General features: G+C 38.9%; 19 protein-coding genes. 8 read left to right on the forward strand and 11 right to left on the reverse strand.

The window, feature by feature from the left end; genetic code table 11:
• Positions 1-28: 28 nt before the first annotated feature.
• The 4 genes from K2F45_RS17705 to K2F45_RS17720 all read left to right on the forward strand — a co-directional run bounded on the left by K2F45_RS17705 (position 29) and on the right by K2F45_RS17720 (position 5,604).
• Complete coding sequence (locus K2F45_RS17705; RefSeq protein WP_248931952.1) at positions 29-1,207, forward strand: AIR synthase related protein; 1,179 nt, start codon at positions 29-31, stop codon at positions 1,205-1,207.
• Positions 1,208-1,271: 64 nt separating this feature from the next.
• Entirely contained in the window at positions 1,272-1,709 is a 438-nt protein-coding gene (locus K2F45_RS17710; RefSeq protein ID WP_201667802.1) for an ATP-dependent zinc protease family protein, read from the forward strand.
• Between the two features lie 57 nt (positions 1,710-1,766).
• Positions 1,767-2,702, forward strand: coding sequence for a 30S ribosomal protein S6--L-glutamate ligase (rimK, locus tag K2F45_RS17715; protein ID WP_070565651.1), 936 nt, complete (start codon positions 1,767-1,769; stop codon positions 2,700-2,702).
• A gap of 160 nt (positions 2,703-2,862) precedes the next feature.
• Complete coding sequence (locus K2F45_RS17720) at positions 2,863-5,604, forward strand: DUF3857 domain-containing protein (RefSeq protein ID WP_248931953.1); 2,742 nt, start codon at positions 2,863-2,865, stop codon at positions 5,602-5,604.
• A 70-nt stretch (positions 5,605-5,674) separates the two neighbouring features.
• Here the strand turns inward: K2F45_RS17720 and K2F45_RS17725 are convergent, their stop codons facing one another.
• The 5 genes from K2F45_RS17725 to thrS form a co-directional block, all read right to left on the reverse strand.
• Positions 5,675-6,124: a DUF3060 domain-containing protein gene (locus tag K2F45_RS17725; RefSeq protein WP_075993337.1), complete on the reverse strand. Its 450-nt coding sequence runs from the start codon at positions 6,122-6,124 to the stop codon at positions 5,675-5,677.
• A 252-nt stretch (positions 6,125-6,376) separates the two neighbouring features.
• Positions 6,377-6,721, reverse strand: coding sequence for a 50S ribosomal protein L20 (gene rplT / locus K2F45_RS17730; RefSeq protein ID WP_046674462.1), 345 nt, complete (start codon positions 6,719-6,721; stop codon positions 6,377-6,379).
• Positions 6,722-6,819: 98 nt separating this feature from the next.
• Positions 6,820-7,020 carry a 50S ribosomal protein L35 gene (gene rpmI, locus K2F45_RS17735; protein ID WP_002993964.1) on the reverse strand — a complete coding sequence of 67 codons (201 nt, stop codon included), beginning with the start codon at positions 7,018-7,020 and terminating at the stop codon, positions 6,820-6,822.
• A gap of 39 nt (positions 7,021-7,059) precedes the next feature.
• On the reverse strand, positions 7,060-7,620 hold the full coding sequence (infC, locus tag K2F45_RS17740; RefSeq protein ID WP_075993338.1) for a translation initiation factor IF-3: 561 nt from the start codon (positions 7,618-7,620) through the stop codon (positions 7,060-7,062).
• Between the two features lie 11 nt (positions 7,621-7,631).
• Positions 7,632-9,557: a threonine--tRNA ligase gene (thrS, locus tag K2F45_RS17745; RefSeq protein WP_075993339.1), complete on the reverse strand. Its 1,926-nt coding sequence runs from the start codon at positions 9,555-9,557 to the stop codon at positions 7,632-7,634.
• 710 nt (positions 9,558-10,267) lie between these two features.
• On the opposite strand from thrS, the gene K2F45_RS17750 reads away from it, so the two are divergent.
• Positions 10,268-10,891, forward strand: a complete 624-nt coding sequence (locus K2F45_RS17750) for a 7-carboxy-7-deazaguanine synthase QueE (RefSeq protein WP_075993340.1) — start codon at positions 10,268-10,270, stop codon at positions 10,889-10,891.
• Positions 10,892-10,994: 103 nt separating this feature from the next.
• On the opposite strand, the gene K2F45_RS17755 is transcribed toward K2F45_RS17750, so the two are convergent.
• The 3 genes from K2F45_RS17755 to K2F45_RS17765 all read right to left on the reverse strand — a co-directional run bounded on the left by K2F45_RS17755 (position 10,995) and on the right by K2F45_RS17765 (position 14,061).
• A complete protein-coding gene (locus K2F45_RS17755) occupies positions 10,995-12,242 on the reverse strand; it encodes a hypothetical protein (protein ID WP_075993341.1) in 1,248 nt (415 codons plus the stop codon).
• A 135-nt stretch (positions 12,243-12,377) separates the two neighbouring features.
• Positions 12,378-13,454: a Gfo/Idh/MocA family oxidoreductase gene (locus K2F45_RS17760; RefSeq protein ID WP_075993342.1), complete on the reverse strand. Its 1,077-nt coding sequence runs from the start codon at positions 13,452-13,454 to the stop codon at positions 12,378-12,380.
• Positions 13,455-13,470: 16 nt separating this feature from the next.
• Positions 13,471-14,061: a phosphatase PAP2 family protein gene (locus tag K2F45_RS17765; RefSeq protein ID WP_075993343.1), complete on the reverse strand. Its 591-nt coding sequence runs from the start codon at positions 14,059-14,061 to the stop codon at positions 13,471-13,473.
• Positions 14,062-14,640: 579 nt separating this feature from the next.
• Here K2F45_RS17765 and hisG point away from each other — a divergent pair.
• Both hisG and hisD read left to right on the forward strand, forming a co-directional pair.
• Positions 14,641-15,492 (forward strand): ATP phosphoribosyltransferase, encoded by an 852-nt coding sequence (gene hisG, locus K2F45_RS17770; RefSeq protein ID WP_120332653.1) that lies wholly within the window; start codon positions 14,641-14,643, stop codon positions 15,490-15,492.
• A gap of 21 nt (positions 15,493-15,513) precedes the next feature.
• On the forward strand, positions 15,514-16,800 hold the full coding sequence (gene hisD, locus K2F45_RS17775; RefSeq protein WP_248931954.1) for a histidinol dehydrogenase: 1,287 nt from the start codon (positions 15,514-15,516) through the stop codon (positions 16,798-16,800).
• 98 nt (positions 16,801-16,898) lie between these two features.
• Here hisD and K2F45_RS17780 read toward each other — a convergent pair whose 3' ends face one another.
• The 3 genes from K2F45_RS17780 to K2F45_RS17790 form a co-directional block, all read right to left on the reverse strand.
• Positions 16,899-17,813, reverse strand: coding sequence for a YARHG domain-containing protein (locus K2F45_RS17780; protein ID WP_075993346.1), 915 nt, complete (start codon positions 17,811-17,813; stop codon positions 16,899-16,901).
• A complete protein-coding gene (locus K2F45_RS17785) occupies positions 17,810-18,379 on the reverse strand; it encodes a DUF2306 domain-containing protein (protein WP_236582812.1) in 570 nt (189 codons plus the stop codon). Before K2F45_RS17785 ends, K2F45_RS17780 begins: the two co-directional genes overlap by 4 nt.
• A gap of 80 nt (positions 18,380-18,459) precedes the next feature.
• On the reverse strand, positions 18,460-19,704 hold the full coding sequence (locus K2F45_RS17790) for an ABC transporter permease (protein ID WP_172840710.1): 1,245 nt from the start codon (positions 19,702-19,704) through the stop codon (positions 18,460-18,462).
• A 184-nt stretch (positions 19,705-19,888) separates the two neighbouring features.
• Between K2F45_RS17790 and queA the strand changes: the two genes are divergently transcribed.
• A complete protein-coding gene (queA, locus tag K2F45_RS17795) occupies positions 19,889-20,938 on the forward strand; it encodes a tRNA preQ1(34) S-adenosylmethionine ribosyltransferase-isomerase QueA (RefSeq protein ID WP_075993349.1) in 1,050 nt (349 codons plus the stop codon).
• The last annotated feature ends 15 nt before the right edge of the window (positions 20,939-20,953 follow it).

A 20,953-nucleotide genomic window follows, 5' to 3' on the forward strand; every position in this document is an offset into this window, starting at 1 on the left:
CAGTCCTATTGCTTATTTTTGCCCTAAGATGTCAGATTTAAAATACAATCAACGAGGCGTATCCGCAGGGAAAGAGGATGTGCACAATGCGATAAAAAATATAGATAAGGGTCTGTTTCCCAAAGCATTTTGCAAAATAATTCCAGATATTTTGGGTGGAGACCCAGACTGGTGTAATATTATGCATGCGGATGGTGCTGGTACCAAATCTTCATTAGCGTATGTCTATTGGAAAGAAACTGGTGATATTTCAGTTTGGAAAGGTATCGCACAAGACGCAATTATCATGAATATTGATGACTTGCTTTGTGTGGGTGCCATCGATAACATTCTTTTATCCTCAACGATTGGCAGAAATAAAAATCTCATTCCTGGAGAGGTGATTGCAGAAATCATCAATGGCACAGAAGAGATTCTGGCGGAACTTCGAGGTTTGGGAATCGGCATCTATTCTACTGGCGGTGAAACTGCCGACGTTGGCGACCTTGTTCGTACCATCATTGTTGATAGTACAGTAACCTGTCGGATGAAACGTGAAGACGTTATTTCAAATCATCGTATCAAAGGGGGTAACGTTATTGTTGGCTTAGCATCAAATGGACAAGCAACCTATGAACAGGCATACAATGGCGGAATGGGTTCCAATGGACTAACTTCTGCACGTCATGATGTATTTAACAAAAAAGTAGCTGAAAAATATCCTGAAGCGTATGATCCAGCTGTTCCTTACGAACTAGTTTTCGCGGGAAGCCAAGATCTTACAAATGAAATCGAAGTTGAAACTGGAGAAAAAATAACCGCGGGCAAGCTAGTCCTTTCCGCTACACGTACTTATGCGCCTGTTATCAAACAGATACTAGACAAGTACCGTTCACAAATTGACGGAATGGTACATTGCTCAGGTGGAGCGCAAACCAAGGTCTTGCACTTCGTCGATAATGTGCATGTCATCAAAGATAATCTTTTCCCGATTCCACCTCTTTTTGCGTTAATACAGAAAGAATCCAATACTGACTGGAAAGAAATGTACAAAGTATTCAATATGGGACACCGTATGGAATTATATGTACCTGAATCGATTGCATCGGATATCATCGCCATTTCAGAGTCATTCGGGATTCCGGCCCAGATCATAGGCCGTGTAGAGGAATCTGCATCCAAAAAAGTAACTATAACCTCCCCTTACGGAGAATTTATCTACGAATAAAAGTTTTTTATCCTTGTCTCCTATTTACCTAGGAGACAAGGATATTTTTTTCAATTTGGTATACATGAAAGAAAAACTTCTTGTGGGCTGGAAAGAGACCCTTGATTTACCTGAATTGGGAATATATGGTATAGAAGCAAAAGTCGATACCGGCGCTGCTTCATCGGTACTACACTGCAACTCGTACAAGATCGTTAACGAGGATGGTCAGGACTGGATTATCTGCGAGCTGATCATAAATTTTGAGACAAAAGAGACGAAAACGCTAAAGTTAAAGCTCTATAGAACAAAACTCGTAAAAAGTTCTTTTGGCCAAGAAGAAAAGCGTTACTACATCCGCACAACAGCAACATTATATAACCAGGTATTTAGCATTAAAATCTCCTTTAGAAATAGATCACAAATGACTTACCCCATGCTTTTGGGTAAAAATTTCTTGAACAAAAGGTTTTTGGTTGATGTTTCCAAAGAAAATCTCTCGGAGAAGACCTTGGTAAAATAAAACAAATAGCCAAGCAATTTTGTTATCTTAGCACAAAATATACTCATTATACAAATCGTGAAAATTGCCGTATTATCGACAGTAAAGAGTTTATACTCGACTCGTCGTCTCGTAGAAGCCGCACAACAAAGAGGACACGAATGTGTTGTCATTGATCACAGCAAGTGTTATGTCGGTATTCAGCAAGGTAAACCAAGTATCCATTACAAAGGACAGGATCTGAGTGATATTGATGCCATTATTCCCCGAATAGGAGCATCGGTAACATTCTATGGATCTGCCATCGTTAGACAATTTGAGGTGATGGATGTCATTTCCGCGAATCCCAGTCAAGCCATTACGCGATCTCGGGACAAATTGAGGTGCCTGCAGATTTTATCCGGTGCAGGAATCGGACTCCCGATTACGGGATTTGCACGCACGGCCTCTGACGTGGACGACCTTATTAGCATGGTTGGTGGAGCTCCTTTAGTCATTAAACTACTTGAGGGAACACAAGGTATCGGTGTTGTACTTGCCGAAACTAAAAAAGCAGCCTCTTCTGTTATTGAAGCGTTCTACGGCCTGGGCAATAACATCCTGATTCAAGAGTTTATCAAAGAATCAAAAGGCTCAGATATCCGGGCTTTTGTGGTTGACGGTAAAGTTGTTGGTGCGATGAAACGCACAGCCAAAGAGGGTGAGTTTCGGTCAAATATCCATCGGGGTGGCACTGCCCAGATTATCCGGTTAAGTAAAGCCGAAAGAGAAACAGCAATTGCGGCAGCTGCACAATTAGGACTTACGGTTTGTGGTGTGGATATGATCCCTTCTGACAGAGGCCCTCTGGTACTGGAAGTAAACTCATCTCCAGGTTTGGAAGGCATCGAAAAAGCGACAAAAAAAGATATTGCCTCAGAAATTATACAATATATTGAGCGACAATATGAAGCAAAACAGGCTCAAATGCCTAAAGTTGTTAAGAAAAAGAAAAAAAGAGAAAGTAAATTATAAGGTTACCGAATCAGCAACTAAAAGGGGTGTCCGTTATATATGGACACCCCTTTTAGTTGCCAAATAACCTAGACTCAACTAAAGTCGAATTTCCAATATTCCCCAAATTCGACTATCGTCGCTTCCAATTTTTACTTATCTTAGGCTAAATTATGAATTAATGAAAAGATTTAGCCATCTTCTATTTGCCTTTGTACTCGTACTAGCTGCATTTTCCTGGTCTTTTAGCCAAACAACCATCCAAAAAACAGCATCGCCAGCTTGGCTGCGCTCCACTACAAAAAAGGCCATAAAGCCAAATTTGGATGATATTAGTGATGGATATTACTATGAGTTAATCGAACATCAAATAAACTTAGCTACCCAAACGAAATATTATAAGGACATCAAAGTTCTCTTTGATCAGACTGGAATCGAAAATCTGGGACAAGTTCAGGTAACCTTTGACCCGCATTTCCAAAAACTTCAACTACATGAGCTAAAGGTTATTCGTAACGGCAAAGATATTAACCTATTACCGCAGGCAAAATTTAAGCTGCTTGCCGCTGAAACGGAGCTTTCGAGATCCATCTACAACGGAAGTCAAATGGCCCATTATGTTTTGGAGGATTTACGTAAAGACGACAAGATTGTATTCGCTTATTCAATAATAGGTGTAAATCCGGTATTTAAACAGAAATTTTTCGACAGCTATTACTTACAGGGATATGAACCTACAGGTCTGGTTCATCTCAACTATATTGTACCCAATGGTCGCAAACTTCAGTTTAAAAGTTTCAATGGCGCACCTGAGGCACAGCAACAGTCAACAGGAAATACAACAAATTTTTTCTGGGAGCTGACGGCGGACAAAACGGTTCAGTACGAGGATTATAGTCCGTCGTGGTACAGCCCTTTAAAATATATCCAATGCTCGGAATTCAATACCTGGCAGGAAGTTGATCAATGGAACCGTAAAATTAATCCTATTCCACAAATAGCAACGACAAGTACACTTCAAGCCTTCGTCAATCAACTTTGGAAAGAGTCCAACGGGCAACCCTATGCGTACCTGAAAAAGGCCTGCGACTTTGTACAAAATGAGATACGCTATATGGGTATTGAGATGGGAGAATATTCGCACCGGGCAAATGTTCCAGAAAAAGTATTTTCCCAGCGCTACGGCGATTGTAAAGATAAATCAATGCTGCTGGCCACAATGCTCAAAAACAAGAATATTGATGCAGGACTCGTATTAGCCAATACCTATAAGAATAGAGGCCTGCAGGAAGAACTCCCCTCACCTTATGCTTTCAACCATATGGTTATTGAAGTTAATATTGGTGGACGGTCCCAATATATTGATCCAACCATAACTAATCAGGGTGGAGATATCAAAAACAGGTATTTTCCAGCTTATGGAAAAGTACTCTCGACTATAGGTAGTGGAAAGCTTACAGACGTACCGCAGCATGTTACTGGTAATATTAAAGTCAAGGAAACCTTGACAATGGAAGGCAAATTTGAGGCTACCCTTGATGTCCACACAACTTATGTTGGAAATGAAGCGGACGATATGCGTACTTATATTCAAAGTAGTGCAAAAAATGACATACAGAAGCAATACTTGGAGTATTATGCCAAGATCTATCCGAAGATCAATAAAATTGGTCAAATACAATACAAAGATGATCTGGAGAACAATATTGTGGAGATCATCGAAAAGTATAAAATAAAAAACATTGGAAAGACAGAAAGCGGATCTACTAAAAAATATATTCCTTTGTTGGGAACAAATATAAATGACAAGCTTCCAGAGATTATGGAGGATCGTATTGCTCCCCTAAGCCTTTCTTTTCCAACAGATCTAACCTACGAAATGTATATCGTCAACAAAGGGAAAAAGGAATTTGGCAATTATAGAGACAATAGTTATTTCGACCGCACTGCGTATGTTTTCGGCAAAACACTGGAAGTTGAACAGGATAGTATTAAGGTTGCATACACGTTAAGTTTCCACGAACCCTTTGTCGAACAAAAAGACCTGAAACAGTATTATACAGATTTTGCAGATCGTGATCATATCTTTTATAATGGTTTCTATCTTGACAATGATGGATATGTAACAGATGGGATAACTAATCTGAATACGCCGGCATCAGTGAAAGACATTAATTGGTTTGTCCTGATCCTATTCGTTCTTCTGGTGCCAGCTGTCATCTGGTATATTGTTAAAAAGTATAATAGGACCAAAGCTTTTATCATCAAACCTTATGACGAAATTTATTACGATCAGATCGGCGGATGGATGATCGTACTACTTATTGTACTATTTATAAATATATTGACCTTATCCGGTATATTTATCTTCCAACAGTCTTTCTTTAGTTTAAATACTTGGCAAGCGGTAGATCAACTGGAAGGTGTTTCCCCCGTTCTATACAGAACTTTACTATTATTGGAAATAATCGGTAATATATTGATACTGTCTGGATTGATTTATAGCTGTATCCTTCTAATTAAGAGAAGGGATATTTTCGCTCAGACCTTCTTTATGGTTGCACTATTTATGGCCATATTTTGTACACTAGATGCAATTGCAGGCTATTTTATGTTCAAACAATACTTGAATAAAACCGATGACATATTTACCAAATATGAAGATACGATAAGAACTATTATCTTTTTCTGTATTTGGGGAACTTATGTCTATAAATCGGAACGTGTAAAGGGTACCTGTGTTCGCCCATATCAGAACGATCAGATTATTCCCAAGGCTGCGACAGAGCATCCTTTTGATCAAGACTTTCTAAAGCCTTATTCAACGATGAAACAAGGAGAAAACGAAGCTGGAGCGGAATTTCAATCCCAGGGGGATACAGTTGCTCGCAGTCATCCCGAGGACGATCAAGACAAACCGTAGCTACCATTTTCATAAAAAAGGGTTCTGTAAATAATATACACAACCCTTTTTTATGGAAATCTGATTTACATTATTTCATTTTCATCACCATATTATCCGCGCCTTCAGTAGACACTTTTACCTGACCAGACTTGTTCTTCGTAGACTTATAATGGACATGGTTTTTGACTCCCTCAATTTGAACAGTCTCTACTGAACCAATATTAACCATATTGTCTGCCCCCTCTATCGTCACCGTTGTGATGTCATTCCCTGTTACAGTATTCCCCTTCCCCTCAATAATCAATTTACTTACATTGCCACGGATTACAACTTTATTGTCAGCACCTTCTATTTGTACAATCTCCCCCCCTTTGGCCTCTATCGTACGATTATTGTTCACCCCTTCAATTGAGATAACTTTTCCCTGCTGATTAACCACTTCGTTCGTTAGAGCCTTGGAAACTGGCTCTTTGGCCGCCATCAACAAACTTCCGATCAAAAGAAGTGAAAATCCGAATGTAATTGTTCTTAGTTTCATAATGTTATGTTTTCTACAGATCAACAAAAATCAAACCTAATTTCAAATCTAAAAGAGCTATAAGTTGTAATATACAGCGTCACTTGCATCAAGAGTATAATTGGGGAGTAAGAACTAAAATGAAACATAGCATTGAATTGGGTTTACCTGGCACATAACGTCCCAAAAAAGATACAGTAACCGTCATAACAAAAAAAGGAGCCTAAAAGGCTCCTTTAATATCTCTAACAAATTGACAGCGGATTAAAAACTCTATTTTACTGCGTCTACAACTGCTTTGAAAGCTTCTGGGTTATTTAAAGCTAAGTCAGCTAAAACCTTACGGTTCAAACCAATGTTTTTAGCGTTTAATTTACCGATCAATTGGGAATAAGAAATTCCGTGTTGACGAGCTCCAGCGTTGATACGTTGAATCCATAAAGCTCTAAACTCGCGTTTTTTGGTTTTACGATCGCGGTAAGCGTATTGTAAACCTTTTTCTACTGTATTTTTAGCAATAGTATAAACTTTGCTACGTGATCCAAAGTAACCTTTTGCAAGGCCTAGGATTTTTTTGCGTCTTCTTCTAGAAGCTACTGCGTTAACCGAACGTGGCATATTTTTAAAATTAGTTTGGTAGAAGGTGTCATGTATTTCAATGAACTTACAACCTTATACCCGGTTAAAAAATTATTATTAATAAAATCGAATAAAACTTATTTACCGATAGCAAGCATACGTTTTACGTTGCCCATATCGCCATCAGATACATAACTTGTTTGTGTTAAGTTACGTTTACGTTTTGTGCTCTTTTTTGTCAAGATGTGGCTTTTGAAAGCGTTTTTTCTTGCAATTTTACCTGTTCCAGTCAATTTGAAACGTTTCTTTGCGCTGGAATTGGTTTTAACTTTTGGCATAATACTTATAAATTTTATATCAATCTGTTAGAATTCTTATTATTTTTTAGGAGCCTTTGGAGCTACTGTTAAAAACATGCGTTTACCTTCTAATTTCGGTAAAAGCTCTACTTTACCGTAATCCTCTAAAGCCTGAGCAAAGCGTAACAACAAGATTTCACCTTGATCCTTGTGTACAATAGCACGACCTTTGAAGTGTACATAAGCACGAACTTTCTCTCCACTTTCAAGAAACTTAATCGCATGCTTCAATTTGAACTCAAAATCATGCTCACCAGAGTTAGGTCCGAAACGAATTTCTTTAATAACAGTCTGTTTTGCATTAGCTTTGATTTCCTTTTGTTTCTTCTTCTGTTCGTAAACAAACTTACTGTAGTCGATAATCTTACAAACCGGCGGTACAGCATTTGGCGAAATCTCCACTAAATCAAGTTCCAACTCATCAGCCAACTCTAACGCTTTGCGCGTAGGGAAAACTCCTTGCTCCACATTATCTCCTACCAAACGTACCTCAGGTACTTTGATTAACTCATTAATGCGGTGATCTGGTTCTTTCTTTCTCATTGGTGGTCTTGGACCACCGGGTCTTTTTAATGCCAAATGTTTAAAAATTAAACGGTTATTTCCTTAATTAATATATCTCTAAATGCCTCAGCAGTCATAGTTCCTAATTCCACTGAGCCATGTTTACGTACAGAAACTGTGCCATTTTCCACCTCTTTTTCCCCTACAATCAACATATAAGGAAGCTTTTTCACTTCGGCGTCTCTGATTTTTCTGCCCACTTTCTCGTCACGTAAGTCTATCAGTCCGCGAATATCGGAATTATTTAGCGAATTCAAAACATTTTGAGCATATTCTTCATATTTTTCTGACACTGGCAAGACGATAAATTGCTCAGGAGCAAGCCATAATGGGAATTGTCCAGCACAATGTTCGATCAATACAGCTACAAAACGTTCTAAAGATCCGAAGGGCGCACGGTGAATCATCACAGGGCGATGTTTCATGTTATCACTTCCTGTATATTCCAACTCAAAGCGCTCAGGCAAATTGTAATCCACCTGTATAGTACCTAACTGCCATTTACGACCTAAAGCATCTTTCACCATAAAATCCAATTTTGGACCATAGAAAGCCGCTTCACCATACTCTACGACTGTCGGCAAGCCTTTTTCCTCCGCCGCTTCAATAATTGCAGATTCAGCCAAAGCCCAATTTTCGTCAGTACCAATATACTTCGTACGATTCTCAGGATCACGTAACGACACTTGGGCTGTATAATCATTAAAGCCTAAGGCTCCAAAAACATAAAGTACTAAATCGATTACCTTTTTGAATTCACCTTTAACCTGATCTGGACGACAAAATAAATGGGCATCATCCTGAGTAAATCCACGCACCCTTGTCAATCCGTGAAGCTCACCAGACTGTTCGTAACGATATACAGTACCAAACTCAGCAAATCGAACCGGTAAGTCCTTATACGAGCGTGGTTTTACTTTATAAATTTCACAGTGATGCGGACAGTTCATTGGTTTTAACAAAAACTCTTCTCCTTCGATAGGAGTTTTTATTGGTTGAAATGAATCCGCGCCATATTTCTCATAGTGTCCAGAAGTCACATATAGCTGCTTATGTCCGATATGCGGAGTAACAACAGGCTCATACCCTGAGTTTAACTGTGCTTTCTGTAAGAAGTCTATCAGCTTTTGACGTAATGCAGCTCCTTTAGGCAACCAAAGAGGCAAACCTGCACCAACCTTTTCAGAAAAAGCAAAAAGTTCCAACTCTTTCCCCAGTTTACGGTGATCGCGTTTTTTCGCCTCTTCTATAAATTTCAAATATTCTGTAAGCTCCGATGCCTTAGGGAACGTAACACCATAAATACGTGTCAACTGTTTGCGAGACTCATCACCTCTCCAATAAGCACCGGCAACATTAGTCAATTTAATCGCTTTAATAAACCCAGTATTTGGAATATGAGGGCCACGACATAAATCTGTAAATTCCCCTTGAGTGTAGAAAGTAATCTTTCCATCTTCCAAGTCTTTGATTAAATCTAGCTTATACTCATCTCCTTTTTCAGTAAAGTAAGCCAATGCATCCGATTTCGAAACAGCTTTACGTTCAAATGTTTCTTTCCGTTTAGCCAGCTCCAGCATCTTGTCTTCGATCGCTTTAAAGTCATCAGACGAGAATTCACGATCACCAAAATCAACATCGTAGTAAAATCCGGTTTCAATCGCGGGACCAATACCAAATTTAATCCCAGGATACAATGCTTCCAAAGCCTCAGCCAACAAGTGTGCTGAAGAATGCCAAAAAGTGGATTTACCTTTGGTATCATTCCAGGTCAATAACTTGACAGTAGCGTCATTTTCAATAGCACGGGCAGAATCCCACACTTCACCATTTACTTCGGCAGCAAGGACGTTTCTTGCAAGCCCTTCTGAGATTGATAACGCAATCTCTGCAGCAGTGATCCCTTGTTGATACTCTCTTACGGAACCATCTGGTAGTGTAATTTTAATCATTTACAACTATGATCTTTAAATTGTTAAAAAATAGAAAACATAAAACAACATGTACAATTATGTTATTACACTTATGTTTTCAATAAATAAATTGTGACACAAATTTAGTAAAAATTCTGATAAAATAACAGGTTTTTTGCGCTATTCAACGCATTCTATCGTCACAATTTAACAAAGTTGTTTTCAGCTTTTATAATTTATGACCCGACAAAAATAGAAAGCCGAACCTACACCCCTCTTGTCCATAGTTTAAATGCGCTAAATTCATCAGCTTTACACGCTTTACATCCTCATCATTGCTGTTTAAAGCGAATTAATAATCTGATCTTATTGATCAACAGCTCCTCGCTATTGCCCCCTGTACATCCCAACAATGAATGAAAATCAGGTTATATATTAACAGGGTAATTACAGGGGGTTAACAGGGGTATAACAGGGGGTTAACAGGGGTAAATCCCTATTACCCCCTTGTTAACCCCCTGTAAAAAGAGTATTGTTTCGCTGTTAATAGAAAACATCGTATAAACCTGGTACCATAGTAGCGGTAAACAATGTGCTTTGCTTAAACATCAACCTAAAAACAAAGGGATAAAACAGATTATTACCAGCAACTATATATAAAAAAAATGACAGGACAGCTACTTAAAAGCCACAGGACAAATTGAGCATCTCATTAATATTTGCTACCTTTGCAGACTGAAATTTTAACTATGTCAAATCAAGTACCAGAAGACGGAACACTATTGCCCTTAATGGAAGAATTTTACACTATTCAGGGAGAAGGCTACCACACCGGGACTGCTGCTTATTTCATACGATTGGGTGGTTGCGATGTGGGCTGCCACTGGTGCGATGTAAAGGAAAGTTGGGATGCATCTATCCACCCCCTTACAACCGCAGATTCGATTATCGAAAATGCAAAGAAATATCCTGCAAAAACAGTTGTCATTACGGGTGGCGAACCACTTATTTATAATTTGGATTACCTAACAAAAGGACTTCATGAGGCGGGTATTAAAACGTTTATTGAAACCTCAGGTGCATATCCTTTGAGTGGCGAATGGGACTGGATTTGTTTATCTCCAAAAAAATTCAAAGCTCCACGCAAAGATGTGTTAGAAGCTGCTGGTGAACTTAAAGTTATCGTTTTCAATAAAAGCGATTTCGCCTGGGGAGAAGAATACGCACAACTTGTAGGACAAAACTGTAGATTATACCTTCAACCTGAATGGTCGAAATCGAAAGAGATGACACCTTCTATTATTGACTACGTAAAAGAAAACCCTAAATGGGATATTTCACTACAAACACATAAGTTCTTGAACATTCCTTAATCGTGCAAATGCACGATTAAATTGACACATAAAAAAGGCCTTCGATAGTATCTAAGGCCTTTTTTATAAATAATAAATCTATATTAATGCATATAATTTAAAATCACTTCACATAGGTCTTTAAAAAAGTTTCCAGGTCTAACGTTTTCGTTTCTTCACCTTCCTTCTCCCGGACCAGAACATTTCCAGCATTATCAGCATCTAAAAATAATAAGTTCGCCTTTAATAAAATCTTCCCATTTTCATCCAACAATCCAACTTTTCCATTTTCAGAGAACATCAAATAATTGTCTAGAAATTTACTGATATTTTCCTTTTTGTCAAGCAGAACTTTCCCTTCCTGTGTGATCAATCCAAAATTACCATCTTTCTGAAAAATGGCCAGTTTTTGATTTGCAGGCGTAAGCCAGTCAAACCCTTCTTTATTCACCTTCCCCCCTTTCTTATCCAACAACCAGAAATAATTATCTTTATCTGAAACAATTGCAGTCTGCTCATTAAAATAGGCTAAAGAGAAAAGAGAGCAAGGCAACACCTCTTCTCCAGCCATGTTTTTTATACCATAATATTCATCATTGGTATCTTTATCCTTGACCATCGTCCATTTAAGTGATTTTTCCAATGGAAAAGTATCTTCAAACAAACTCACATCTTCCCCTTCACTCGTATACCCTCCCCCTGAGATATCAATCACCTTTGCATTTTTAGGAAGTGTAAAATCTGTTACAGACGATACATTGGTCACTTTCGTTGTTTCAAAACCAAGGTCATTGTTTTCACCCAAAGACAATTTGAGCACAGCTCCGGGTAAATCATTGATAAATGAAAATGCCGTCAGATAATACGTGGGCACTGCTTCCGAATACCATACCGTTGCTACCGCGGAATCGGCATGATTTTTTATAAATAACTTTGCTTTCTTACAGGTAATTCCCGCTATCGATTCGATCTCGCCCATATCTTGCAGCTGCACATAAGGCCCTTCCGACTCCCCTAACTTCGTACTGACAATCTTATAGGATGGACTGTATGCTTCGGCAGTAACAATATCATCTCCGACCGAATACGAATATGTTTTTGCTAATTTTCGATTTAAAATAGCATGTGCTTTTTGATTCACTACAGTGGAAGAATAATCGGCATCAGCCAAAATCTCCACGTTCCGATAAGCCATTTTTCCTTTCAAAAATGGCTCATAAAACTCTTTTGCAAATTCCGGAACTTCATTTTCAAATTTTTCAGGAGAAACTTCACCTTTAAACACCAACTCCATCTGCCATTGCTTATCTTGTGCATAGGTTGTCGAAATTGATAATCCAAATAATAGTGCAACGTTGAGTAAATTATTCATAAGAATGATAAATATGTAGCTAAATAACAAAAGACAGACCAAAAAGCCTATCTTTTACGCTATTTTTTTATTTATTTACTTTTTTCGCTTCATATTTCGATAAAAAGCAAAAAAAAGGCCACTAAGCAAAATATACTACAATTTAATCATCTGCCTAGTTTTCACCGCTTCGTCACATGCCAAAGCAATTCGTAGACTATTAACAGCATCTTCCATCGAATCAGAAAGGTCCAAATTATCTACAATCGCCTGCTGAAAGAATAACTGCTCCCGGTTACATAATTCCTGATGATCGGGCTCATCCGATAAGTTGACCCACTCATCAACCTTCGTAAATTCATTTGCCGAATCTAAATCAGCATAATGTACGCGAAGGCTTTCTGTTTGTGTATGGGATGCTACCGAATCCGATTTACCTTCATTGCTTGCTTTTTTTGCGACAATGGAAACTGCACCTTTAGGCCCAAAAACATCCTTTACAAAAAAAGCGTTCTGACTAACCATTGGTCCCCATCCAGCTTCATACCATCCTACGGACCCATCTTCAAAATGCAACTGCAATTGCCCGTAGTTGTAGTTCCAAGCAGGAATCTCATCGGTTAACCGCGCGCCGATTGCAGATACATACAATGGTTTCGCACCCACCATTTGACACATAACATCAATATAATGAACTCCACAGTCAACAATAGGACTTAAACTAGCCATTAGATTTTTATGCACATCCCACATATATCCATGGCTCTGTTGATTCAGATTCATACGCATAACAAGTGGCTTTCCCATCGTTTTAGCTATTTCAATAAATTTGACCCATGAGGGATGATATCTCAAAATATATCCAACAACCAATTTTTTATCATATTTCACTGCAGCATCGACGACCTCCTGCGCGGAAATCACATCTTCAGCTAAAGGCTTTTCAATAAAAACATGAGCACCAGCCTGAAAGGCTTTTATAGCATACGCTTTGTGTGTATCCGGATAGGTCGCTATACAAACGGCATCCGGTTTCGTTTCCTGAAGTGCATCCTCATAAGATTCAAACAATTTATAGTTGCCTCCCAATTGTTCATTCAGTTTACTTTTGCTCTCCCCACGAGCTACTAGACCCACAATTTGAAAGCCATCTAAATCGTGATATGCCTTCGCATGAGATGCGCCCATATTTCCACATCCAACAACCAATATTTTAATAACCTGTTGCATCATTTTTTCTATTTCTATATTATTTCTTTAATCCATCTAAAGCAAAGGCCGCTCCTGTTCCCAATACAGCACCTGCTAACACATCGGAGGGAAAATGTACGCCCAGATACATCCTAGAATACCCCACGCTACTCGCCCATAAAAGCGATGGCGCGACGACGTACCACTTTGAGTAAGCCCGAGACAAAGCAGAAGCAGTAGCAAAAGCAGATGACGTATGACCAGACGGAAAGGAATACCCACCGGCCGTACGAACCGATATGAAATTAGGATATTTTTTAAATGGCCTGCTTCGCTTAAAAATATGTTTTAACCCAACATTCACGAGCGCTGTTACAGCCGTACTGCTAGCAACATACAAGGCATTCTGACGCATTGCCTTATCATCGTTGACTGCACCTGCAACCAGTAAACCAACCGGAACGGCTATCTGAACATAGTTATTGATATCAGAAAGCACTTTAAATGTTTGTGTTTGCGGCGCTGTCCGAGTCTCGGCTATGGACTCCAATATACGGATATCTAACGTCGACGCTGGCTTTTCCTGTCCTAGAACAGGACCATATAGACAGTTAATCCAACAAATAAAAATAAAAGCTAATCTTTTCATCAAATAAATAATCTATCTAATTTACAATCTCTTTGAAACATGTACCACTAAACACATTCCTCCTATTTATTAAACAACAACTTATACTTCCTACTACTGTAACTCTTATTCGCTGCTAATGTAGTATGTCACCCCCAACTCCTAAAAATAAGAAAATTTATGTGAGTTGTCAGCCTATAAAAAGCGTTTCGATTGGACAAGATTTCACAACTTGCTATTGGCGTGATTCAAACAGCTTACTATAGGATAGGAAATCAACATTACCTTTTGTCTAAATTATGGTATATTCCCCCAATCAACAGTATTGTTTTCACATTTTTTTCAAGAAAATTGAATTCATTTCAACAACAAGTCCATTGGGATAAGAATTTTAAAATGATAGTCTTGCATTTCCCATTAATTTACTATACATTTGCTTGCAGTTATTAATACAAACATGGTTTATACTTACGTACATCATTTTCATTTGCATCATCGCCATTGTGGCGATATGTTAATTTAATGTGTTCTTACGTAGAATACCTTCCCTCTTGTTTGATTTCTTATTATTAATAATTTACTGCTAACATTTATAAAGCGTTGAAAAATCTTAAAATTGCTATCCAAAAATCGGGTAGGTTAAACGAAAAATCTGTTCAATTACTGAAAAATTGTGGTTTAGACTTCGAGAACTACAAAAGCTCTTTAATCACAACTGTTGGGAATTTCCCACTGGAAATATTATTTCTGAGAGACGATGATATTCCGGGATATGTGGAACAAGGCATAGCCGACCTGGGCATCGTCGGTGAAAACATCATCGATGAGACTGAATCCAAAGTAGAATACATCAAACGGCTTGGTTTTGGAAAATGTACATTGAAACTGGCTATTCCCAAAGATAGCACCATCCAAGACATTAAAGACCTTAACGGCAAAGCAATCGCAACCTCTTATCCAAATATCCTAAAGAATTTTCTAGACGATTATAAGATTAATGCAGACATCCGTTTGATATCCGGCTCAGTTGAGATTTCACCGGGCTTGGGTCTTAGTGACGCGATCTGCGATATCGTATCTACCGGAGGAACACTAAAAAGCAACGGTTTGAAACCTTTTGCTGATGTCAAAAATTCAGAAGCCATTTTGGTTGGAAGAAAGGGATTAGAAGGCAATGAAGTTTTGGCTGAATTAGTACAACGTATCGAATCTGTTCTTTTAGCAAAAGAAACTAAATATGTGGTATTGAATGTCGAAAAGAAAAATTTGCCAGCCATCACTTCTTTATTGCATGGTGTTAAGAGCCCTACGGTTGTTCCATTGGCAGAAGAAGGTTGGGTAGCCGTACACACCGTTATCACTGAAGATGACTTTTGGGATAAGATCAATAAGTTAAAAGCTGAAGGTGCCCAAGGTATCGTTGTGATGCCCATTGAAAAAATCATTCTTTAAACTTGATGCACTTATACAACCATGTTAAAAAAATATGATTACAAAACGTTAGGAAAAACCGAAATCCAGCAACTGGTCGCTAGGAATACGGATCCAAACAATGCAATACAAGAGGTTGTCCAGGAAATTATTCAACAAGTACGCCACCAAGGTGATATCGTATTACGCGAATATGCGGCCAAATTTGATAAAGTTGAACTTGACAGATTATATTTAGACGAGGAAGATATCGACGCACTGGCATCTACCATTGACCGCGATCAACAAAGAGCATTGGAAATCGCGTTTCAAAATATACATAAATTCCATAGTACACAATTAAAAAGGGAGCGCACTGTCGAAACGATGCCCGGCGTAAAATGCTGGCGCGAGGTTCGTCCCATTGAAAAAGTTGGCCTTTATATCCCAGGGGGATCAGCAGTTTTACCTAGCACACTTTTAATGCTCGGTATTCCTGCGAGAATAGCTGGATGTAAAGAGATTGTCGTTTGTTCTCCTCCACAATCCAATGGAAAAATAAATGGCTTTGTTGCTTTTTGTTTAAAATTACTTAAGATAAATAGAATATACCTCGTTGGAGGCGCTCAAGCTGTTGCTGCTATGGGGTTTGGAACAGAGACTATACCAAAAGTCGATAAGATATTTGGCCCAGGAAATCAGTTTGTCACAAAAGCAAAATCCATCATACAGGGCCTTGCAAATGTTAGCATTGACATGCCTGCGGGACCATCCGAAGTACTGGTCATCGCTGACGAGTCGGCTAATCCAGCATTTGTCGCCGCAGATCTTTTGGCACAGGCCGAACACGGAGCCGACAGTCAAGCTGTGCTGGTTGCAACTTCCGCGGCTATAGTTGATGCCGTCAACACAGCATTGGTAGCCCAATTAGCGGTTTTGCCTCGCAAGGAACTTGCTGCAAAAGCGATTGAAAATTCCTATGCAATAACTGTCGAGAATCTTCAGGAGGCCATACAGTTTTCAAATGACTATGCGCCAGAACACCTTATTTTGGAGACGGACCAATGGGAGTCCTTAACACGTTATATCAGTAACGCTGGTTCGGTTTTCTTAGGGCACTTAACCCCTGAAAGCGCAGGAGATTATGCCTCAGGTACAAATCACACGCTGCCTACATCAGGCTATGCACGCTCCTACTCTGGCGTATCTGTAGATTCTTTTGTGAAAAAAGTTACTTTTCAACATATAAGCGAAACTGGACTTCAACAAATCGGGTCGGTAGTTGAAATACTCGCTGAACTCGAAGGCCTGCAAGCGCATAAAAATGCGATTTCTATTCGGAAGAAATGATAAAACATAAACTCTTGATATCACAAAAAAGGCTTTACGATGTAAAGCCTTTTTTGTGATACTGATCTTTCGAATATTCATGACTAATGTTGACTGCATTACCTTCCGAAGGTGTCATAATTATCCGTTGCATATTTTTCAAATCTAGTCAGCAAAGCTATATTATCTTTTTCTAAGGGACTTAAGTCTGCGGACACATCTTTTGAAATAGGCACATACCAATCTACAGGTTCAAAAAACTGGCGAATGCTAGGTTTGGTAAACGCATAGCCATGTCGGGCAAAAATCGTATTCCGAATAATCTCCAGATCTAATTTCTTGAGGTTTTTAAGGTCTTTCTCCGTCAACTTTTGTTTAGATGCATTTACAGTAAAGACCGCAGGGGATGCCGATCGATAGTATTGAATAATGTAAGTATAAGTTGAATCTCCATCCACATCAGTCTCCTCCTTTCTTTTTTCGTTAATCCAGTCGACCAAAGTTCCGTCTTCTCCATCCTGATTTTTTAGCATCAGATTTGGATTATAGGCGAACTGCTTTTTCAACAATTTAAAGCTTCGCTTTTTAATCTTTACCCCTTGGTCATATGCGGTCCAATTACCTATTAAGGTATCGTGATTAAGCTTAATTTCAAATCGCCCGTCGGACTTTTTGTCGCCGGGCTCATCCAATAATAACCGAATATCGGCACCATTTTCCTCCAATTTCCCCACAAAAGAACGCAGATTTCCTTTGACAACATTCTGTCCGAAGATATTACCCTTATCCGTAATTTTTTTTATGGTCAAATTTATCTTCGGAGAATAATCTGTCGTGGGCAGCCCTTCTCCTTCTTCAAGAGTACTTTCATCCACAACAAATTCGCCCACCCAGTTGCCATAAAGTTCCTGATGTGCCTCAGCTTCGGCCACAACAGTATCTTTTGTTTCGGTGGCTTCATTCTTTTTGCTTTTCCCGTCCTTACAACCAAGGATTGCTCCAAGCATTAACATTAAACAAAGGTTCTTCCTCATAATTTATGATTTTTTTGATAAATAATAAATTCCGCCAACAACAAATTAGGGATCCACCCCAACCAGGCAATAATTTGATAGAGATCCATCGGATTGGGCTGAAACAGGTACACTAAAACAAGCTTCCAAAAACGTAGGGTAAGTGCTGAACAGGTTAAGGCAAAACTACGGATCATAAAATCACGGTGTTTATCAAATTTTCGCTGACTCGCCAAACGAACTGCCATCCAGGTGAAATAAAACCATCCAAGCCCCAATAATTCAAAGGCAATAATAGACGTTAACCCGCCATTTGCCACGGATCCAATAAGCAAACCTGAAGGAGCGGCAAAAACCAAAATGGCGAATACATACAAATACCCGATACTTCGATGGACTCGCGGATATTTATTCAATAGATAAGTATTAAACTGCGTAAAGCCGGCAGGCAAGGCAAAGATAGCTGTGCAGACATGGACATAAAACACGTAGCGATACCACCAAAGTTCTTCAATTTCCGTTTGTTTAATCATCAGGAAATTAGCATCGAGTGAGAAACCACGATAGCGAAGTGTGATTTCTGCCATCAGCATACAGCTATAGGCAAAAATTAAAAGCCAAAATCCTTGTAATATCGAAAATTGAGCTTTTTTAAACATATCGCTTTCTATTTACTCCGGATCGCTTCTACCGGATCCAATCGAGAAGCCATGAGCGCCGGAACAATACCAGATATGAGACCAATAAACGTCGAAAGCGAAACGGTAAGCATAACCATTTTCAAACTTACGACAATAGCAACGCCAGTTGCAGCTTGTACTAGAAACGCCAAAAAATAAACAACAACGAGGCCTATCCCTCCCCCCAACAAACATAGTACGATAGACTCAACTAAAAATTGTGAAAGAATAAAGAAATTTTTAGCCCCCAGCGCTTTCTGGATTCCGATGATATGTGTACGCTCTTTGACACTGACAAACATGATATTGGCAATACCGAAGCCACCAACCAAAATCGAAAAAATACCGATTGAAAAACCCGCAAGATTAATTATCCCAAAAAGCTGATCCAGCGCACCTGTAATCATTGTTGTCTGGTTAATGGAAAAGTTTTCCTCCCGTTGTGGCGATATACGACGAATCGAACGCATGAGTGTCTTCGCTTCGCTCTCCGCCTCGCCAAGCGTATAGTTCGATTTAATAACCATCGCTATGCTCGGTGAGAAATTATCATAGTTGACCAAATTTCTCGCAAGCTCAAATGGAATAAAGGCGGTATCATCGGGGGAGGTATTGATCAATACACCATTTCCTTCTTTCTTTAATACACCGATAACCTGAATTTTTCGGCCTAACATATTAATATATTTGCCAACAGGTTCCTCATTAGGAAAAAGCCCTTCCGCAATATTTGCTCCCAATACAGTTACAAGAGCTCCACCCCTCGACTCGCTTTCAGCAAAGTAACGACCATCCACAATATTCAAATTTTGAATGTACAGGTTCTCATAGGTCGCTGCATTGACCGATGAGCCTTGGGCCGAATTATTCTTATATTTTATAGTCGTATTACCAATATTGATCATATACGCCATATACTCGGCTGTCGTCATCCGACTCTTCAAATCCAGGTAATTATTGTATGTAGGTTCGGGTCTATTCAAGTATTTCCACCAAGGAAAATTTGGACCTCCATCCCAGGGCCATTTCTCAATATAAAGTGTTTTGCTACCGATCTTCTTTACTGATTCCTCTATATTATTCCGTAGGGTATCTACCGCAGAAAATACACCAATAATCGTAAAAATACCGATGGTCACACCCAACAGCGATAGTAAGGTGCGAGTACGATTGTCTTTTAATGCCGAAAAAGCAAACTGACAACTCTCCAATATCAATCTAAAAAATAGCATAATTGTATTCTAAAATACAATATAGTTTTGATTTAATGTCAAAATCGTTAAAAATATATACATAAATTAGAAATAAGCCCTTTCTATACCCGAAAAAGTTATAACTTTGTATGCTTTTTGCAACCTAGTATTTGGTGCACTGTAATGCACTGAAAGGCAGACATTAAAATATATATCATTAAAGATGAAGTTATCTCAATTTAAATTCAACTTACCAGAATCATTACTTGCTTCTGAACCTTCTGAAAATCGTGACGAATCACGCTTGATGGTCCTACATAGAGATACTGGTAAAATTGAACACAAAATTTTCAAAGATGTATTGGATTATTTCGATGACAAAGATGTCATGATCTTAAACAATACTAAAGTTTTTCCAGCCCGCCTTTACGGTAATAAAGAAAAAACTGGAGCTACGATTGAAGTTTTCTTGTTGCGTGAATTGAACAATGAACTTCGTCTTTGGGATGTGTTGGTAGATCCTGCGCGTAAAATCCGTGTAGGCAACAAATTATATTTCGGTGATGATGACTTATTGGTTGCCGAAGTAGTTGACAATACAACTTCTCGTGGCCGTACAATTAGATTTTTATTTGATGGTACCGATGAAGAGTTCCGTCGTAATATTGAAATCTTAGGTGAAACTCCACTTCCTAAATACATCAAGCGTAAAGCTACACCGGAAGATAAATTCCGTTACCAAACGATCTACGCAAAAAATGAAGGTGCTGTTGCTGCTCCTACAGCTGGACTTCACTTCTCAAGAGAGTTAATGAAACGTCTGGAACTAAAAGGTGTTGATTTTGCAGAGGTTACTCTTCACGTTGGTCTTGGAACTTTCCGTACTGTTGAAGTCGAAGATTTAACCAAACATAAAATGGATTCGGAACAGTTCATCATCACTGATGAAGCTGCGCGCGTTGTCAATAGAGCAATCGACAACAAACGTCGCGTATGTGCTGTAGGAACGACTTCTATGCGTGCAATAGAATCTTCTGTATCTGCAGATCACCATTTAAAAGCGGCGTCTGACTGGACGAGTAAGTTCATCTATCCTCCTTACGATTTCAGTATTGCAAACTCGATGATTACAAACTTCCATACACCAGAATCCACACTTTTAGTGATGATTGCTGCGTTTGCAGGCTACGAAAATGTGATGAATGCCTATGAAGTTGCTGTAAAAGAAAAGTATAGGTTCTACAGCTATGGCGACGCTATGTTAATCGTTTAACGATGTGGCTTAAAA

It is taken from the genome of Sphingobacterium siyangense (genome assembly GCF_023277505.1).
In the GTDB taxonomy this organism is placed as follows: domain Bacteria; phylum Bacteroidota; class Bacteroidia; order Sphingobacteriales; family Sphingobacteriaceae; genus Sphingobacterium; species Sphingobacterium siyangense.

What these genes read in the sequence shown, in the direction of transcription:
- K2F45_RS17705 (WP_248931952.1), top strand. Translation starts at nt 29, where the DNA reads ATGTCAGATTTAAAATACAATCAACGAGGCGTATCCGCAGGGAAAGAG.
- hisD (WP_248931954.1), top strand. Translation starts at nt 15,514, where the DNA reads ATGTTAAAAAAATATGATTACAAAACGTTAGGAAAAACCGAAATCCAG.
- queA (WP_075993349.1), top strand. Translation starts at nt 19,889, where the DNA reads ATGAAGTTATCTCAATTTAAATTCAACTTACCAGAATCATTACTTGCT.
- K2F45_RS17785 (WP_236582812.1), bottom strand. Translation starts at nt 18,379, where the DNA reads ATGGCAGAAATCACACTTCGCTATCGTGGTTTCTCACTCGATGCTAAT.
- K2F45_RS17765 (WP_075993343.1), bottom strand. Translation starts at nt 14,061, where the DNA reads ATGAAAAGATTAGCTTTTATTTTTATTTGTTGGATTAACTGTCTATAT.
- thrS (WP_075993339.1), bottom strand. Translation starts at nt 9,557, where the DNA reads ATGATTAAAATTACACTACCAGATGGTTCCGTAAGAGAGTATCAACAA.
- K2F45_RS17725 (WP_075993337.1), bottom strand. Translation starts at nt 6,124, where the DNA reads ATGAAACTAAGAACAATTACATTCGGATTTTCACTTCTTTTGATCGGA.
- K2F45_RS17755 (WP_075993341.1), bottom strand. Translation starts at nt 12,242, where the DNA reads ATGAATAATTTACTCAACGTTGCACTATTATTTGGATTATCAATTTCG.
- rpmI (WP_002993964.1), bottom strand. Translation starts at nt 7,020, where the DNA reads ATGCCAAAAGTTAAAACCAATTCCAGCGCAAAGAAACGTTTCAAATTG.
- K2F45_RS17710 (WP_201667802.1), top strand. Translation starts at nt 1,272, where the DNA reads ATGAAAGAAAAACTTCTTGTGGGCTGGAAAGAGACCCTTGATTTACCT.
- K2F45_RS17760 (WP_075993342.1), bottom strand. Translation starts at nt 13,454, where the DNA reads ATGATGCAACAGGTTATTAAAATATTGGTTGTTGGATGTGGAAATATG.
- rplT (WP_046674462.1), bottom strand. Translation starts at nt 6,721, where the DNA reads ATGCCACGTTCGGTTAACGCAGTAGCTTCTAGAAGAAGACGCAAAAAA.
- K2F45_RS17780 (WP_075993346.1), bottom strand. Translation starts at nt 17,813, where the DNA reads ATGAGGAAGAACCTTTGTTTAATGTTAATGCTTGGAGCAATCCTTGGT.
- K2F45_RS17720 (WP_248931953.1), top strand. Translation starts at nt 2,863, where the DNA reads ATGAAAAGATTTAGCCATCTTCTATTTGCCTTTGTACTCGTACTAGCT.
- K2F45_RS17790 (WP_172840710.1), bottom strand. Translation starts at nt 19,704, where the DNA reads ATGCTATTTTTTAGATTGATATTGGAGAGTTGTCAGTTTGCTTTTTCG.
- K2F45_RS17750 (WP_075993340.1), top strand. Translation starts at nt 10,268, where the DNA reads ATGTCAAATCAAGTACCAGAAGACGGAACACTATTGCCCTTAATGGAA.